Origin of the sequence: Gordonia sp. AC31 (assembly GCF_031844505.1) — a bacterium.
Classification (GTDB): domain Bacteria; phylum Actinomycetota; class Actinomycetes; order Mycobacteriales; family Mycobacteriaceae; genus Gordonia; species Gordonia hongkongensis.
Genome location: NZ_JAUZVK010000006.1, coordinates 278,617 through 294,752 on the forward strand (window position 1 = coordinate 278,617; position 16,136 = coordinate 294,752).

13 protein-coding genes and 1 pseudogene are annotated in these 16,136 nt (G+C 69.6%); 12 read left to right on the forward strand and 2 right to left on the reverse strand.

The features are described from left to right. Positions 1–422: 422 nt before the first annotated feature. Genes Q9R39_RS10205 through Q9R39_RS10225 form a run of 5 tightly spaced genes read left to right on the forward strand, consistent with a single transcriptional unit; the run spans position 423 to position 6,985 of the window. Positions 423–2,054, forward strand: a complete 1,632-nt coding sequence (locus Q9R39_RS10205; RefSeq protein ID WP_396275652.1) for a hypothetical protein — start codon at positions 423–425, stop codon at positions 2,052–2,054. A gap of 1 nt (position 2,055) precedes the next feature. Further along, the gene (locus Q9R39_RS10210; protein WP_058251470.1) at positions 2,056–2,505 is read left to right on the forward strand and encodes a hypothetical protein; all 450 of its coding nucleotides are present in this window, start codon (positions 2,056–2,058) and stop codon (positions 2,503–2,505) included. Beyond that, a complete protein-coding gene (locus Q9R39_RS10215) occupies positions 2,502–4,031 on the forward strand; it encodes an FHA domain-containing protein (RefSeq protein ID WP_311277434.1) in 1,530 nt (509 codons plus the stop codon). Before Q9R39_RS10210 ends, Q9R39_RS10215 begins: the two co-directional genes overlap by 4 nt. 16 nt (positions 4,032–4,047) lie before the next feature. Continuing rightward, positions 4,048–6,171, forward strand: a complete 2,124-nt coding sequence (locus Q9R39_RS10220) for a cation:proton antiporter (RefSeq protein ID WP_311277435.1) — start codon at positions 4,048–4,050, stop codon at positions 6,169–6,171. 1 nt (position 6,172) lies between these two features. Next, on the forward strand, positions 6,173–6,985 hold the full coding sequence (locus tag Q9R39_RS10225) for a protein kinase domain-containing protein (RefSeq protein WP_078112162.1): 813 nt from the start codon (positions 6,173–6,175) through the stop codon (positions 6,983–6,985). Between the two features lie 77 nt (positions 6,986–7,062). Here the strand turns inward: Q9R39_RS10225 and Q9R39_RS10230 are convergent, their stop codons facing one another. Together Q9R39_RS10230 and Q9R39_RS10235 are read right to left on the reverse strand one after the other, a co-directional pair. Next, the gene (locus tag Q9R39_RS10230; RefSeq protein ID WP_311277436.1) at positions 7,063–8,637 is read right to left on the reverse strand and encodes a serine/threonine protein kinase; all 1,575 of its coding nucleotides are present in this window, start codon (positions 8,635–8,637) and stop codon (positions 7,063–7,065) included. An 89-nt stretch (positions 8,638–8,726) separates the two neighbouring features. Beyond that, positions 8,727–9,032, reverse strand: coding sequence for a hypothetical protein (locus tag Q9R39_RS10235; protein WP_311277437.1), 306 nt, complete (start codon positions 9,030–9,032; stop codon positions 8,727–8,729). A 203-nt stretch (positions 9,033–9,235) separates the two neighbouring features. Between Q9R39_RS10235 and Q9R39_RS10240 the strand changes: the two genes are divergently transcribed. From Q9R39_RS10240 to Q9R39_RS10270, 7 genes and pseudogenes are all read left to right on the forward strand, one after another. Next, the gene (locus Q9R39_RS10240) at positions 9,236–10,099 is read left to right on the forward strand and encodes a universal stress protein (protein WP_311277438.1); all 864 of its coding nucleotides are present in this window, start codon (positions 9,236–9,238) and stop codon (positions 10,097–10,099) included. 76 nt (positions 10,100–10,175) lie between these two features. After that, positions 10,176–10,625 carry a redox-sensitive transcriptional activator SoxR gene (gene soxR / locus Q9R39_RS10245; protein WP_065630178.1) on the forward strand — a complete coding sequence of 150 codons (450 nt, stop codon included), beginning with the start codon at positions 10,176–10,178 and terminating at the stop codon, positions 10,623–10,625. A gap of 56 nt (positions 10,626–10,681) precedes the next feature. After that, entirely contained in the window at positions 10,682–11,710 is a 1,029-nt protein-coding gene (locus Q9R39_RS10250; protein ID WP_311277439.1) for a patatin-like phospholipase family protein, read from the forward strand. Beyond that, complete coding sequence (locus Q9R39_RS10255) at positions 11,707–12,936, forward strand: MFS transporter (protein ID WP_058251462.1); 1,230 nt, start codon at positions 11,707–11,709, stop codon at positions 12,934–12,936. The genes Q9R39_RS10250 and Q9R39_RS10255 overlap by 4 nt, the downstream gene beginning before the upstream one ends. Before the next feature lie 34 nt (positions 12,937–12,970). After that, the gene (locus Q9R39_RS10260) at positions 12,971–14,203 is read left to right on the forward strand and encodes an arginine deiminase (protein WP_311277440.1); all 1,233 of its coding nucleotides are present in this window, start codon (positions 12,971–12,973) and stop codon (positions 14,201–14,203) included. Between the two features lie 13 nt (positions 14,204–14,216). Beyond that, positions 14,217–14,603: a GntR family transcriptional regulator gene (locus Q9R39_RS10265; RefSeq protein ID WP_311277441.1), complete on the forward strand. Its 387-nt coding sequence runs from the start codon at positions 14,217–14,219 to the stop codon at positions 14,601–14,603. 31 nt (positions 14,604–14,634) lie between these two features. Continuing rightward, positions 14,635–16,136, forward strand: a pseudogene (locus Q9R39_RS10270) (BCCT family transporter); the annotation flags it as partial.

A 16,136-nucleotide genomic window follows, 5' to 3' on the forward strand; every position in this document is an offset into this window, starting at 1 on the left:
CCGGCACAATGCACCGGTGCGTTCACCGGCAGGCCTGCCCGACTCCGTGCAGTTCAGGGGCTGACCTGGTGCGACGGGTGTAATTCGTTCGGGTTATATAACCCCGTCGCGAGCATCGCCGCGGGTTAGAGTTACCGCACCATCCGTGCCCGCGTCTGCTCACCTGGAGGAGCGATGTCCCGTCGTGTTCCGCACGCGTCCCGGCGTTCTCGGGGCGCGACGCATGCCGCCCGCGTCGGTCGACGCGGCCTGCCGGCGGTACCACGCACCCGGGTCCGGTCGTGACCCAGCCGCCGCACGGTCCGACGCGTGTCGTCCCCGACCCCGGCGGGCCCCTGCCGGGCGCACCGGGTCCGCGGCCACCGGGGCCCGCCCCGCGTCGCCCGGGACCCCCACCGCCCGTTCCGCCTCGTCCCGGACCGATGCCCGGCCAGGCGCCCCCCGCGCCGCGGCCGGGCCCTGGGCCTGTTCCGGCGCCCGGACGAGGCGCTCCCGGGCCCGCGGGCGCCGTCGGCGATCTGACACGGGGGCTGGTCGACACCGACATCTGGACCGATGCGATGGTCGAGGCCGCGGGCATCCCGATCGTCGACGTCCCGTTCGTCACGGTCGGCTCGGGCATCGGGTCATTCGTGACCGTCGACTATCTGCGCATCTGCGGGGTGCCGCTCGACCGGATCGCGGTGCTCGGCCCCCAGGACGTGCCCTGGCACAGCTACGAGTACCTGACCCGGGTGTCGCAGATCCCGCGCACGGAGCGCCTGCGTTCGGATTCGGCGTCGACCCCGGACAACATCTGGGGTTTCCCGTCGTACGCGGTGCGGGAGGCATGGGCGGACAAGAAGCTCAAGCCGCTGTGGAATGTGCTGGTGGAGCCCGTCTTCGCGAACTTCTACACGCCGAGGGCCGGGCAGGCGTTCGAGTCGATGCAGAAGGAATGCGAACGGATCGGCTACCTCAAGTGCCTGCACCGTGGTCAGGTCCGGATGATCCGACGCCGCGCCGCCGGTGGCTACTTCACGATTCTCACACCGCCGCAGGGGACTTCGCCCACCAAGCGGGTGGCCTTCCGCAGCCAGTGGGTCCATGTCGCGATCGGATACCCGGGGATCAAGCTCCTGCCCGATCTCCAGGCGTTCCGCGAGACCTACCGCGACGCCAGCAAGGTCGTCAACGCCTACGAGTCGCACGAGCACATCTACCAGTCGCTGCAACGCAAACCCGGCACCGTGGTGATCCGCGGTGCGGGGATCGTCGCGTCGCGGGTCCTGCAGCGGCTCATCGACGATCGCGACGCGTACGGGCTCCAGACGCAGATCGTGCACCTCTTCCGCACGTACTACGACAAACCCCACGGCCCACACATCTTCATGCGGCGCAAGGGCAAAGACGGTTGGGCCTACCAGGGCTTCAACTATCCGAAGTCGGTCTGGGGCGGGCAGCTCAAGGCCCGCATGCGCAAGCTCGAGGGACACGAGCGCGCGGAGGCGTACAAGCAGATGGGCGGGACGAACACCCCTGTCCGCGACGACTGGCAGGAGCAGTTGGCCCGTGGGCGGCGCGAGGGCTGGTACCGCGTCGCCGTCGGCAAGGCGGAGAGTCTGCTGCCGGCTGCGGGCGGGCAGGGGGTGGTGACCACCGTGCGGGTCGACCCGCATGCACCGATCCGGCAGGACCACCGGCCCGACGGCACCTTCGAGATCTACGCCGACTACGTGATCGACTGCACCGGACTCGAAGCCGACGTCCGCGAGCACCGCCTGCTGCGTGATCTGCTGGACCACACCGGCGCCGGCATCAACCCGGTCGGCCGCATGGACGTCGAACGCGACTTCGAGCTGAAGGGGACGCGCAGCGGAAACGGCAAGCTGTACGCCTCGGGCAGCGCGACGCTCGGCGGTTACTTTCCCGGCGTCGACACCTTCCTCGGTCTGCAGATCGCCGCCCTCGAGATCGTCGACGACCTTGCCCGCCAGGGGTTCTGTCGACGACTGACGCCCTGGCGATCGACCGCCCAGTGGTGGCGCTGGATGAACAACAAGGGAGTCGACTGACATGTTGCCCACCCTGTGGGGGCGAATCCAGACCCGCGTGCTGGTGCTCGGCATCCTCGGCGGCCTGTGGACCATCGTGCTCGTCCCGTTCCTGTGGCTCATCTCCTCGGGGGACCCGTCGATCCTCGACGTCTACCGGGTCGCCTTCACCGTGCTCGTCACCGTCATCGTCCTCGGGGTGCTGTGGGAATTCCTGTACCACTTCCTGCAGCAGTTCCGCTGGGAGAAGGACTGGCCGACCCTTTTCGGGCTCCTCACGGCGATCAACGAGGGCATCCTGGTGTGGATCGTGATCGACGGCACCGGACTGATCCCGGAGTCGCTGCAACCGTCGCCCGTCGTGTTCACCGTCCAGTTCGTCACCACCTGGTTGCTGGTGTGGGTGGCGGTCAACGGTCCACTACGCGCCGTCTTCCCCCACTGGCGATTCCAGGGAGGACGGTTCCTGTGACCGGTCCGGGCGACATCCCGAGCGTCACGCCGACGGTGACGCTGATCCCCGGTGCGGGGATCGTGATCCGTACCCCGGCGTTCCTGTGCCTGACGAACGACGCGGTGCCCGTGTCCTTCCTCACCGATCTGCTCGACATCGAATCTGCGGTGGTCGTGCCGGATTCGGCACCGCGGCGGGGCCGGCACCTGGTACGGGCGCTGGCTCAGCTGGTGGCCACCGCCGACGACCCGGTCGACATCGCCTTCGCGGCTCCCGACAATGCCGGCATCGCGATCTTCCTCTCGGGCCGGGTGTACGGGGAGACCGACGGCAAGCGGATCGAGCCGCCCGCGGGCGATTCCTATGACCGCGCCGTGCCGTGGCCGTTCGAGGGTCTCGGGCTCTACCTCGCCGGCACGAAGCCCGCGGAGGTCGGTGACGAGCGCTTCGACCTGGTCCAGGGCACGGTGCCTGCCGCGGGCGCGCTGCTGCACACCCCGCTGGGGTTGCGCGGCACCGAATTCCACTCCCTGGCGGAGCGACCGGCGCAACCGCGGCCGGAACCGGCGGCGGCGCGGCCGGAACCGGCGGCGGCGCGGCCGGAACCGGCCGTCGAACCGTCCCGACCCGACCCGGACGCGGGTCCACCGACCGAGGCCCTGGACGATCTCGACAAGCCGGCACCCGGGGCGCCGGAGCCCCCGGCGCCCGAGCCCATCCGGAAACGGTCGCCCTTCGACGACTTGCCGCCGGAGCCGGACCCGATGGGCACGACCGAGCGGATGGCGCCCGGCGCCGATGGTGGTGCCGACCTGCCGGCACCCGATCCGTTGCCGTTCACCTCGACTCCGCTGGGCGGTCCGTTCGGGTCGGAACCGTTGTCCCCGAACGTTTCCCACCCACCTGAGCGGCCGCCGCGGGACGCCAACCCGCCGAGCGGCCGGCCTCGCGTCGAGCCGGCTCCCGCGCCGAATCCGTTCGCCGAACCGCTCGAACCGCGCGCGCCGCTGCCCAAGGAGGAGCATCAGAAACCCGCGACCGAGGTCGTCAAGATCGAGGCGTCGCGGGCCATGGTGCACGGCATCCGTTGTTCGCGAGGCCATCTGAACCATCCGCAGTCGTGGCTGTGCGGGGTCTGCGGAATCCGGATGGACCAGTTGACGACGTTCCTCGTCGAGGGGGAGCGGCCGCCGCTGGGCTGGTTGCTGCTCGACAACGGGTTCACCTTCCTCCTCGACGAGGACCTGGTGATCGGCCGGGAACCGGGATCGGCCGGCGGTGGACCGGCGGGTTCGCCCAAACCGATTCGCGTGCAGGACGAGACAGGTCAGCTCTCGCGCCGCCACGTGGAGATCCGGCTGGTGGAGTGGACGGTGCAGCTGGTCGACCTCGGGTCGGCGAACGGCACCTTCGTCACCGATCCGAGCAGCGGCAACCGGGAGACCCGGCTGCTCCCGCATCGTGCCCACGTGCTGGTGCCGGGGTCGCATGTCCGGATCGGCGGGCGCCACTTCATCTTCGAGTCACACCACGCCCGTATCTGAGAACGGATCCGAGGTCATGGACAAACACACGGTCGCCTTCCTGCTGCTCGACGTCGCGATCGTCATCGCCGCCGCCCGGGTGGGTGGGATGATCGCGCGTGCCTGCCGTCAGCCGGCCGTGGTGGGCGAGATCGCCGCCGGGATCGCGTTGGGTCCCAGCCTGCTCGGGCTCCTGCCCGGCAATCCCGACCAGTGGCTCTTCCCCGACGACGTCCGGCCGCTGCTGGGAGCACTGGCCCAGATCGGCCTCGTGCTGTTCATGTTCATCGTCGGCCTCGAACTGGACATGCGGCTGACCAAAGGGCGTGAACGCGCGGCGGCCAGCATCTCGGCATTCTCGATCGCGCTGCCGTTCGCCCTCGGCGCAGCCCTCGGCCTGCTGCTCTATCCCTCGCACGACATGGTCGGGGGAATGGAGATCGAGCGGCTGGGGATGGTGCTGTTCATGGGTGTCGCGATGTCCATCACCGCCTTCCCGGTGCTGGCGCGGATCCTCACCGACCGCGGGATGATGAGAACGATTCCCGGGGTGTTCAGCCTGGCCGCGGCCGCCATCGACGACATCCTCGCCTGGACGCTGCTGGCGTTCATCATCGCCATCATCCAGGGCGGCAGTCCGCTCGAGGTCGCCAAGATCGTCGGACTCACACTCGTCTACGCCGCGGTGATGTTCGGTGTCGTCCGTCCACTGCTGGCGAAGCTGATCGCCTGGCGCGACAGCGCCGGCCGGCTCACGCCGGACATCCTGGCGGTCATCCTGATCGGACTCTTCCTCTCGGCGACGGCCACCGACGTCATCGGCATCCATCAGATCTTCGGCGCCTTCGTGTTCGGCGCGGTGATGCCGAAGGTGGGAGCCGAACAGCTGCACCGGGAGATCCTCGAACGGCTCGAGCAGGCGAGCGTGCTGCTCCTGCTGCCGATGTTCTTCGTCGTCACCGGCCTCAACGTCGACCTCACCCAGATCGGCGTCGCGGGCATGGGGCAGCTGCTGCTGGTCCTGCTCGTCGCGATCGCGGGCAAGTTCCTCGGCGCCTATGCGGGCGCGCGGGCGAGCGCCATCCCCACCAGACAGAGCGCGGCCATCGCGGTGCTCATGAACACGCGGGGACTCACCGAGCTGGTGATCCTGGCCGCGGGGCGCGAACTCGGTGTGCTGAGTGACGAACTGTTCGCGATGCTCGTGGTGATGGCGCTCGTGACCACGATCCTGACCGAACCCCTGCTGCGCGTGGTGTATCCGGACAAGGTGGTGGCCAACGACATCGCCGCCGCCGAACGTCGCGCCCTGGCCACCGCCACCGCCCCGCGGGTTCTGGTGCTGATGCGCGATCCCGTCGGGACGACCGCCGACCTGCGGGCGCGGCATCGGCGAATGCTGGACTGCACCACCGGATTCGACGTCGTCCTGGCCGGGTTGCTCACCGCCCCGGACCGGTCCGTGCGCCCGCTCGAGGTCGGGATTCCGGTCGTGCCGGACTTCGCGGCGATCGCATCGGCCGTCGAGCGCCTCAACGAGCTGGGCTCGTCGCTGACCGGCGCCGGTGCGGTGTCGGTGCTGTGCCGGTTCAGCGCCGATCCCGCAGCCGACCTCGAGGCCATGTCGGAGAACGCCAATGCCGACCTCGTCCTCGTGGACAGTGGCGACCGGCTCTTGGGGGAGTCGCTGCGGTCGGCTCCGGTGGCCGTCGTCGACGAGACCGCCGATGACACCGTGGCACCGAGTCGTAGCACCATCACGTGTATCGCCGCGGACGATCGCAGCGGGCGGACCGCTGCGTTGATGGCCGCGGGTCTGGCGCTCTTCGGGTCGCGGTCGCTGACCGTCGTCGCATCCGGCTCTCGGCGTCGGTGGCTGGCCGACCTCAACGCTGTTGCCGAACAGGGGGTTTCGGTGTCGGTGCAGGATCCCCGCCGACACCGCGACAACGCCGTGTCGTTCACCGTGGCCGGATCGGACGAAGGCGATCCGGCCGTACCCGTTCCGGTCACCGTCGTCGACAACACCGAGACGAGCGAGGAATCGCTGGGCGACCGCGTCGCGATGCTCTACCCGTCTCCGGCCGCACCATCCGCACCCACGAGGGCGGCCGACGACCGGTCCAGTCCGAACATCGGTTCATCATCGGAGAGGCACTGACATGCCAGAAGTCGAGATCCCGCAGCAGCTGGCGGATTTCACGGTGCTCGAGAAGCTCGGCATGGGGGGCAACGGCACGTTCTATCTCGCCGTACCCCCCGCGCGACTGGGCCTGGCCACCGACCGCGTCGTGGTGAAGGTCTTCGGCGGCGTCTGCAGCGACGACGCCTACCGCCGCGGGGTACGCGAATTGCGGGCGTTCGCCGCCGTCGTGTCGCCCTACCTCGCCGGGCTCTACGACGCCGTGCTGCAGGGCCAGTTCATGTATGCGATGGAGTATTTCCCGCTCGGCTCGCTGGGTAGTCCGGCGCGCGAGCTCAGTCGAGACGAGAAGCTGGCGGCGATCGCGGACGCGGCGCGCGGCGTGGACGCCTTGCACGAAGCCGGTATCGCGCACGCCAACGTCACGCCGTCGAGCATCATGGTCACCGAGACCGGCGGCAAGATCTCCGATCTCGGTCTGGCCCGGGTGCTGGCGGCCGACGAGCCCATCACGAGCTTCGCCCAGCCCGGGGCGGTGCAGTACATGGACCCCGCATTGTTGGCCGGCGATGTGCCGTCGCGGGCGACCGACATCTGGTCGCTCGGGGCGTGTCTGCACCGTGCCCTCACCGGCGACGGGGTGTACGGGGAGGTGCCGGACACCCAGCCGCTGCTGGCGATCCGGGCGGCGCTGTCGACGCCGCCGGCCCTCTCGGAGAACCTGGACCGCGACGAGCGCACCCTCATCGCCAACTGTCTCGCCCTCGCCGGCTCCCGTCCCTCGACCGCGATGGAGGTCGCCGTCCGGATCGACGGGCTGCGCGGGCGCTGACGACAGACGTCATCGGGCGGTTCGCGCCCCCTGCTCCCTGCGTCACGAAGGGTCGGCCTTCGTCTCGGTCACGGTCGTCAGCCGAGGGGCGCCGTGCGCCACCAGTCGTCGAGGATGTCGCGGCCGGTGTGTCCGGGCCACGTCGTCACCAGCGTGTACTGCGCATGCGCTGGCCCGCTGAAGTTGGTGACGACCCAACCGTCGACGACGCTGTCCCGGCTCGCCGACGCCGGACCGTTGCGCCAGCTGATCTCATTCCCGGGGTAGCCCTTGAGGCCGGTGGTGACGGCAGCGCGTGATGGTGATGTCGGCGTGTGCCACACCACGAATCCGACGTTCGCGACGTCGGTGCACGAGATCCCGTCGATGCCGTCGCGGACGACGGGCTCACAGTCGGCATCTCCCCACCCCGGCGCCTCGGGCGTCTCCGGCAGGAGTTGCGGGAAGGCGGCGGCGATAGGGGCGACGCCCGCCGGCCACGGCGGCGGTGTGGTGCGCGCGCCGAGCAGCATCACCGTTCCGACGACGACCGCGACGATCGCCGTGGCGACGAAGAACGGCGCGATCAGCCGTCGTCGACGCATCGACGGGGAGGCCGTCGGCGGGGGCGCCAACGGTGGGGGTGTCGGCGGCCGGTTCACCGGCCCGGCCCCCCGCGGCCGGTCGGTGACGACCTCGGTCGGCCGATCCGGATGACCGGCGGGCTGGAACACGCGCGGGACGCCGGCGGCCGGCCCCGCGTCCACGACCTCCGTCGTGTCGGAATCGGTTGCGGCGGACTCATACTCGGATTCAGGGTGGCTGGCGGGGATGATCTCGGTCGGCGGTTCGCCGTCGGAGTGGGTGAGGTGCAGGGCGAGCTCGGCCGCTCGGACGAATTCCGCGCAGGTGCGGTATCGGTGTTCTGAATCGGCGTCGAGCGCCCGTGCCAGCACGGCGTAGAACGCCGGCGACACTGCACCCGACACCCGGTGCCGAGCGACCGAGCTTGTGCCGGTCACATTCGGCCCGCTCGCGTCGCTCCCGGCGCCGGTGAGCATTTCGACGAGGGTACGTCCCAACGAGGCGACATCGGCTGCCGGGTGCGGCATCTCGTCGCCCGCTATCGGTGCGGTGAGGCCGAAACCGGTGAGCGTGACGGCACCGGGCACCGACGCCCCGGCGACGGTCGGGTCTGCGGAGCCGTTGAGCAGGATGTCGGCGGGGGAGACGTTGCCGTGGACCAGGCGCCGGCGATGGGCCGCGTCGAGCGCCTCGCCGACGACGGTGACGACGCGCACCGCCAGATCGATGTCGATGCCGTCGGGGTGGCGCCGGATCAGCAGGGCGGCGTCGGAGGCGGGCACGGGAGCCACCGCAACCCAGGCGCGTCCGTCGACGATGCCGTGTCCGGTGATGCGCGCGATCCCGGGATGCGCCATCGCGGAAGCCTTTTCGATCGCATCCCGGAACCAGTTGCCGTACGCGGGAGTGATCGAGGCGGCCCGGTCCACGACGGTGAGCAGCACGCGCTCGGCGGGCGCCCCCGGATATGGGGCCGTCGCCAGGTAGTCGGCGCCGGCGACGCGTCTGCGCAGGAGGCGCTCGATGCGGTGACGCCCGACGAGAGCGCCCGGAGGAAGTGGTTCGTCGTGGGTCGGACCGACGGACACGGCGCCTCCCTCACCTCACGTGAAAGGACCGACTCTACCGGTCAGAGGGCTTCCACCGGGGCGAACGACGCCGGGCGACCCCGCCCGGGTCATTCGAAGAGGACTGGCGCGGAGTTGAACAGCATGACGATGAAGAAGAACAACAGGAACCACGCCGCCCCCTGCCACACCTGCCAGCGACCGTTTCGTTTCCAGACCCGGTACGTGCGGTACAGCATGGCGCTCGCGCCCAGGAGAACCACGACGGGAGAGGCGACGACCAACACGGTCTGGAGGGGATCCGACGACGCATGCGCGAAGAACAGCAGGCCGAGTCCGAGTGCGACGGTGATCCCGATGTGGATCATTATTGCGCGAAAGTCGTTGGTGCCGTTCTGCGGAAGGGGTGACGTCATGGTGTCTGCCAGGTTACACGGCGCCCGAATCGTGGAGAAAGCGACGGTGGTCGGGACCTCGTACTCATTGCCGCGGCAACGGCGCCGGGGCAGGATGGGGGCCGGGGCCGATACCGGGCCGCCCGGGGCGAGCCCGGGCCGACCCGCGGCCGAACCGAAGACCCCGCCAGGGGCCGTCGCGATCAGAGGAGATGAGCCACAACATGAATGCGATACTCGCCGGCGTGGACGGGTCGGACGCGGCCACGGGCGCGGTGCGCTGGGCGGCGCGGGCGGCCGCTGCCGAAGGTCTCGACCTCAAGGTCGTCGGTGCGTACGACGCCAGCACGAGTGACTACGCCCCCGGCCTGATCATCCCGCAGGATGTCGTCGACGCCATCCGCCAGGACGCCTCCGACGCGGTCCATGCGGCCGCCGACGCCGCGAAAGAAGCGGCACCCGGCGTGACGGTCGCCACCTCGATCGTCGACGGCGACGCCGCGCGCGTGCTGCTCGAACTGGGCAAGGACGCCGCGATGATCGTCGTCGGCACGCGCCGTCTCGGCAGCGTCAAGGGCCTCTTCCTGGGTTCGGTGAGCACCAGTGTCGCCGCTCACGCACACGGCCGGGTCACGGTCGTCGCCGCCGAGGGCAACCCCGACGGACCGGTGGTCGTGGGGGTCGACGGTTCACCGGTCAGCGATGCCGCGGTCGCCGAGGCGTTCCGGCAGGCCTCGCTGCGCAATGTGCCGCTCCGCGCGGTACACACGTGGACCCCGCTCGACGCGGACGCGCTCCACGGGTACGGCATCGGCGCCGACGAGGTGGCGCGGATGACCCAGGACGCGGTCGAGGTGCTCGCCGAGCGCCTCGCCGGATACGCGCAGGACTACCCGGACGTGACGATCGAACGGTCCGTCCTGCCCGAGGAGCCGGCGAAGGCGCTGCTCGACGAGGCGGGCGCGGACGCATCGCTGCTCGTGGTCGGCAGTCGCGGCCGGGGTGGCTTCCGCGGACTCCTGCTGGGCTCGACCAGCCAGAAGGTGATGCACCACGCCGACTGCCCGGTGATGGTCGTCCGCACCTGACCCCACGGTGAGCGCTGCCCGTCGTCCCCGGTCGCGCACCGGGGACGACGCCGTCGGTGGCGCATACCATCGACCCATGACGCTGAAGAAGCTGGAGCTCTCGGTCGGCGAGCTGGCCCAGCGAGCTGGGATCGCCCCGTCGGCGGTCCGCTTCTACGAGGACCAGGGCCTGATCTTCAGCCGGCGCACCTCCGGGAACCAGCGCCGGTATCACCGGGCGATGCTGCGGCGCGTCGCATTCATCCGCGCGTCGCAGGTCGCCGGGATTCCGCTGTCGGTCATCGGCGAGGTGCTCGCCGAACTGGGCGACCACGAGTCGCCCCCGAAGTCGATGTGGGAAGCGGCGTCGAAACGCTGGATGGACGACATCAACCAACGCATCGCACTGCTCGAGAACATGCGGGACATGATCGGGTCCTGCGTGGGTTGCGGTTGCCTGTCGCTCGGGGAGTGCCATCTCCTCAACCCCGGCGACGAACTGAACAAACTCGGCCCGGGGCCGCGGCGACTCCTCACCGAGCAGTAGCCGTCTCCGCCAGTTGCGATGTCGGGGAGCAGAACAGGCGGCGGTACTGTTGGCCCATGGCTCGACCGTCGCGCGTGGCGCTGGCTCTGGGAAGTGGCGGCGCCCGCGGTTACGCGCACATCGGGGTGATCGCCGAACTCGAGGCGCGGGGGTTCGAGATCGTCACCGTCGCCGGCTCGTCGATGGGTGCTCTCGTCGGCGGGTTGTATTGCGCGGGGAAACTCGACGACTACGTGGACTGGATCTCGGGTCTGTCCCAGCTCGACGTCGTCCGGTTGCTCGACGTCTCGCTGACCAAGCCGGGCGTCATCGGGGCCGAGCGGATCCTGCTGCGGGTGCGGGAGATCCTCGGAGACACCGCGATCGAGGACCTGCCCGTCCCGTTCACCGCGGTCGCCACCGATCTGAACGCCGGCCGCGCGGTCTGGTTCCAGCGCGGTGTCCTCGCCGACGCCCTGCGTGCGTCGATCGCGATCCCGGGCGTCATCAGCCCGCACGAGCACGGTGGGCGGCTGCTGGCCGACGGCGGGATTCTCGACCCGCTGCCGGTGGCGCCCACCTCGACGGTGCCCAGCGATGTGACCATCGGCGTCATCATCGGTTCCGACGGTGGCCCGGAAGCGGGCGCCACGCGCGAACAGAAGGCCAGGGGACTGCTGCGACGCAACGTGGCGCCGATCCTCGACAACGAGTTCATCCGGGCGGTCCGTGACCGGCTCGGCCACGAGATGCCCTCGGGGGAGGCAGCGGCGTCCGATGCGGCGGTGGCCGCCACCGGTGGCGGCGCCGTCGCGGTCGATGCCGCGGCCGAGTCCGGCTCCGTCCCGTCCGTCGAACAGGTGGCGCCCGCGTTCGGCGTCGACGAACCGGCCCGGATGGGACGCGTGGAGGTGCTGAGCCGGTCGCTCGACATCATGCAGGAGGCCCTGACCCGCTACCAGGTCGCCGGCTATCCGCCCGACGTGCTGATCCGGGTACCCCGCCGGACGGTCCGCACGCTCGACTTCCACAAGGCCTCGGAGATGATCGAGCTCGGCCGGACCCTCACCGCGCGGGCCCTCGACGACCTCCCCGAGCTGCCATGAGGCAGATCCCCCGCGGCATCTGGGTGCTGCTGTCGGCGAACGTCGTCATCGCACTCGGATACGGGTTCATCGCGCCCGCGCTGCCGACCTTCGCCCGCACCTTCAACGTCTCGTTCACCGCCGCGACCGCGGTCATCTCGGCGTTCGCGGTGATGCGCCTGGCGTTCGCGCCCGCAACGGGACGGTTGGTCACCGTCTTCGGCGAGCGGCGCATCTACCTGACCGGTCTGCTGATCGTCGCGGCCAGCACTCTGGCGTGCGCGTTCGCCCAGTCCTACTGGCAGCTGCTGATCTTCCGCGGTCTCGGCGGCATCGGGTCGACGATGTTCAGCATCTCGGCGATGGCCTTGCTGATCCGTATGGCGCCGAGCGACATTCGCGGTCGCGTGTCGGGCTTCTTCTCGGCGGGGTTCCTCATCGGCAGCATCACCGGTCCGCTCATCGGGGCGGCGCTGGTCGGCTTCGGACTCCGGGTCCCGTTCGTGGTGTACGCGGTCGCGCTGCTCGTCGCGTCGACGGTGGTGGCCACCCAGTTGCGGGAAGTGATCGCACCGGATCAGGCCGACGGCCCGACGGGCGGGCTGATCGGTTTCCGGACCGCCCTGCGCGACAGCGCCTACCGGGCGATCCTCGCGTCCAACTTCACCCAGGGCTGGGCGTCGATGGGGGTCCGGGTCGCGGTGGTGCCGCTGTTCATCACCGAGAGTCTCGGTGCCGGAGCGGGAATGGCGGGAATCGTGCTGGCGATCTACGCCGCGGGCAACGTACTGGCGATCCTGATCGCGGGCCGTCTGTCGGACCGGTTCGGACGGCGACCCATCATGCTGCCCGGACTCGTCATCACCGTCGTCGCCACCATCGCGCTCGGGTTCTCGCCGAACGTGGGCGTCGCACTGGCGTTGTCGGTGGTCGCCGGGGTGGGCTCGGGACTGTTCGCACCCACCCATCAAGCCGCTCTCGCCGACGTCCTCGGCAACCGTCAGCAAGGCGGTTCGGCGCTGGCCGCCTACGGCATGTCGTCGGACCTCGGTGCCGTCACCGGTCCGGTCATCGTCGGATTCGTCGCCGATCGGGTCGGCTTCGGGCCGGCGTTCGTGCTGACCGGGGTGGTGGCCGCGGTGGCGCTGGTCCTGTGGATCTTCGCGCGCGAGACCGCGCCGGTGATCGTGGGCGACGGTCCGACGATGACGCCGACCGACACGAAGGCCCGCGCAGACGATGAGTGATGTGCGCGCGCGGACGACGAATTACGGTTGAGCGATGACCGCGCCCGCCTACGACTACGCCCTCGGCGCCGACTCGGAGGTCGGCACCCTGCGAGCGGTCATGCTGCACCGCCCGGGCGACGAGTTGCGCCGGCTCACCCCGCGTAACAGCGACCAGCTCCTGTTCGACGGGCTGCCGTGGGTCGGGCGTGCGCAGGAGGAGCACGACGCCTTCGCAGAGGTGCTGCGCGAGCGGGGAATCGACGTCTATCTCCTCGGTGACCTGCTCGCCGAGACCATCGCGCACAGCGGTGCGGCCCGCATCCAGGGCATCGCCGCGGCGGTGAGCGCGCGGCGGCTGGGCACACACCTCGCGGAAGATCTCGCGACCCATCTGCGAGGGTTGTCGCCGACCGACCTCGCGTACGTGCTGACGGCCGGCATGACGTTCGACGAGCTGCCGATCACACCCTCTGCCGAGCGGTCCTCGCTCGTGCGGCGGATGCACCACGGACCCGAGTTCGCGATCGAACCGCTGCCGAATCTGCTGTTCACCCGCGACAGTTCGTTCTGGATCGGCGGCCGGTTCGCGATCACCTCGCTCGCGCTTCCCGCCCGCGCGCGGGAGACGTCACTGACCGATCTCATCTACGCCCACCACCCGCGATTCACCGGGGCGCGGCGGGCCTACGAGTCGCAGGTCGCGCCCATCGAAGGCGGTGACGTGCTGTTGCTCGCCGCCGGTGTGGTGGCCGTCGGGGTCGGCGAACGGACGACGCCCGCCGGGGCGGAAGCACTGGCGCGCAGTCTGTTCGACGACAACCTGGCGCACGCAGTGCTGGCGGTGCCGATCGAGCAGTCGCGCGCCTTCATGCACCTCGACACCGTCTGCACGATGGTCGACACCGACGCCGTGGTGATGTATCCCAACATCCGCGACACCATGTCCGCGTTCACCCTCGTCCACGACGCCGCGACCGACGCGGTCCGGATCACCGGGGAGCGGCCCTTCGTCGACGCCGCCGCCGAGGCGATGGGCATCACCAAACTGCGTGTCATCGACACCGGGCTCGATCCGGTGACAGCCGAGCGGGAGCAGTGGGACGACGGCAACAACACCCTCGCCCTCGCACCGGGGGTGGTGGTGTCCTACAACCGGAACGTGGAGACCAACCGGCGACTCCGGGACTCCGGCATCGAGGTCATCGAGATCGAGGGTCGGGAACTGGGATCGGGCCGCGGTGGGCCGCGGTGCATGTCGTGTCCGTTGGCCCGTGATCCACGGTGAGGATGAGCATCCGGTGACCCCCGACACCCCGGCGGCGCTCGACGCACTGCAGATCGACCCGGCCTCCGACCGACCGCCTTTCGAACAGGTACGAGTCGGCATCATCGACCTCATCGAGTCCGGCGAGTTGCTCAGCGGCGAGCGTCTGCCGACGGTCCGGGCGCTCGCCTCGCGACTCGGCGTGGCCGCCAACACGGTCGCGCGGAGCTATCGGGAACTCGAGGCGGCCGGCGTCATCGAGACCCGCGGGCGGCAGGGCTCGTTCATCAAGGCGGGTCGCCACGATGCGCTCGACGCGGGTTTCGCGGCTGCCAAGCAGTACGTCGAAACCGCTCGCGAGCTGGGCCTGGACGACTCCGTGATCGTTGAGATACTCAACCGTGCGCTCGGACGAACTTGAATACCTGAACCGAGATTGATTGGCTTGACGAATGACAAGTGAACAGGATGTGATCACCGGGCGTCCGAAGCAGACACTGGACCCGGTGGTCTTCACGGTCACCGCGGTACTGGTCATCGCGTTCGTGATCTGGGGGATCGGGGACAAGGAGAGTCTCAACACGACGACCACCGAGGTGCTGGGTTGGATCACCAAGAACCTCGGCTGGCTGTTCATCCTCTCCGCCACCGGCTTCGTGATCTTCGCGGTGTTCCTCGCCGTGTCCAAGTACGGCCGGATTCCGCTCGGCCGGACCGGGGAGAAGCCCCAGTTCCGTACCGTGAGCTGGATCGCGATGATGTTCAGTGCCGGCATGGGCATCGGCCTCATGTTCTTCGGTGCCTACGAGCCGCTCTACCACTTCGCCAGTCCGCCACCGGAGATCGGCGCCGACGACATCCGCGCGGCCATGGCGACGACGATGTTCCACTGGGGTTTCCACCCGTGGGCCATGTACGCGGTCGTCGGGCTGGCGCTGGCCTACAGCACGTACCGGCTGGGCCGGACCCAGTTGATGAGCGCGGTGTTCACCCGGCTCCTCGGACCGCGGGTGGCCAACGGCCCGGGCGGGAAGATCATCGACATCCTCGCGATCTTCGCGACGCTGTTCGGGACGGTGGCATCACTCGGCCTCGGCGCGCTGCAGATCGGATCGGGACTCGACACCCTCGGTTGGGTCAACGAGCCGACGAAGATGCTGCTGGTCGCGATCATCGCCATCCTCACCGCCGCGTTCGTCGCGTCGGCCGTGTCGGGGATCGCGCGCGGCATCCAGTGGCTGTCCAACATCAACATGGTGCTCGCCATCGTGCTGGCGCTGTTCGTCTTCGTCGTCGGCCCGACGATCTTCATCCTGAACCTGCTGCCGACGACCCTCGGCGCCTATTTCACCGATCTGACGAGCTTCGCGGCCCGCTCGGACGCCACGATCATGACCGAGGAGGGCCATCAGTGGCTGGCTGACTGGACGATCTTCTACTGGGCGTGATGGGTGTCCTGGACCCCGTTCGTGGGTCTGTTCCTCGCGAAGATCAGCCGCGGTCGCACCATCCGCGAGTTCGTGATCGGTGTGATGGTGGTGCCCACGACGGTCTCGCTGGTCTGGTTCTGCGTCTTCGGCGGTACCGCGATCCATCAGGACATCGAGGGCACCCTGGCGTTCGATCCGGCCACCGCGGCCAGTGAGAGCACGCTGTTCGACGTGCTCGCCCACATGCCGTGGACCGGGGTGGCCTCGGCGCTGGTGATGATCCTGGTCGGCATCTTCTTCGTCTCCGGCGCCGACTCCGCGTCCCTCGTGATGGGCACTCTCTCGCAGCGCGGCGTCGAACACCCGTCGCGTCCCCTCACCGTGTTCTGGGGTGTGCTGACCGGTGTGGTGGCTGCGCTGCTGCTGGCCATCAGCGGCGACGATGCCCTCGACGGCATCAAGACGATGGCGATCATCGCCGCGCTGCCGTTCGTCGTGGTGATGATCGGCATGTGTCTGTCGCT

Bases quoted from the DNA above. Each gene is read 5' to 3' on its own strand.
- Q9R39_RS10240 (WP_311277438.1), top strand. From the start codon at position 9,236: ATGAATGCGATACTCGCCGGCGTGGACGGGTCGGACGCGGCCACGGGC.
- Q9R39_RS10220 (WP_311277435.1), top strand. From the start codon at position 4,048: ATGGACAAACACACGGTCGCCTTCCTGCTGCTCGACGTCGCGATCGTC.
- Q9R39_RS10255 (WP_058251462.1), top strand. From the start codon at position 11,707: ATGAGGCAGATCCCCCGCGGCATCTGGGTGCTGCTGTCGGCGAACGTC.
- Q9R39_RS10250 (WP_311277439.1), top strand. From the start codon at position 10,682: ATGGCTCGACCGTCGCGCGTGGCGCTGGCTCTGGGAAGTGGCGGCGCC.
- Q9R39_RS10225 (WP_078112162.1), top strand. From the start codon at position 6,173: ATGCCAGAAGTCGAGATCCCGCAGCAGCTGGCGGATTTCACGGTGCTC.
- Q9R39_RS10205 (WP_396275652.1), top strand. From the start codon at position 423: ATGCCCGGCCAGGCGCCCCCCGCGCCGCGGCCGGGCCCTGGGCCTGTT.
- Q9R39_RS10210 (WP_058251470.1), top strand. From the start codon at position 2,056: ATGTTGCCCACCCTGTGGGGGCGAATCCAGACCCGCGTGCTGGTGCTC.
- Q9R39_RS10260 (WP_311277440.1), top strand. From the start codon at position 12,971: ATGACCGCGCCCGCCTACGACTACGCCCTCGGCGCCGACTCGGAGGTC.
- Q9R39_RS10235 (WP_311277437.1), bottom strand. From the start codon at position 9,032: ATGACGTCACCCCTTCCGCAGAACGGCACCAACGACTTTCGCGCAATA.
- soxR (WP_065630178.1), top strand. From the start codon at position 10,176: ATGACGCTGAAGAAGCTGGAGCTCTCGGTCGGCGAGCTGGCCCAGCGA.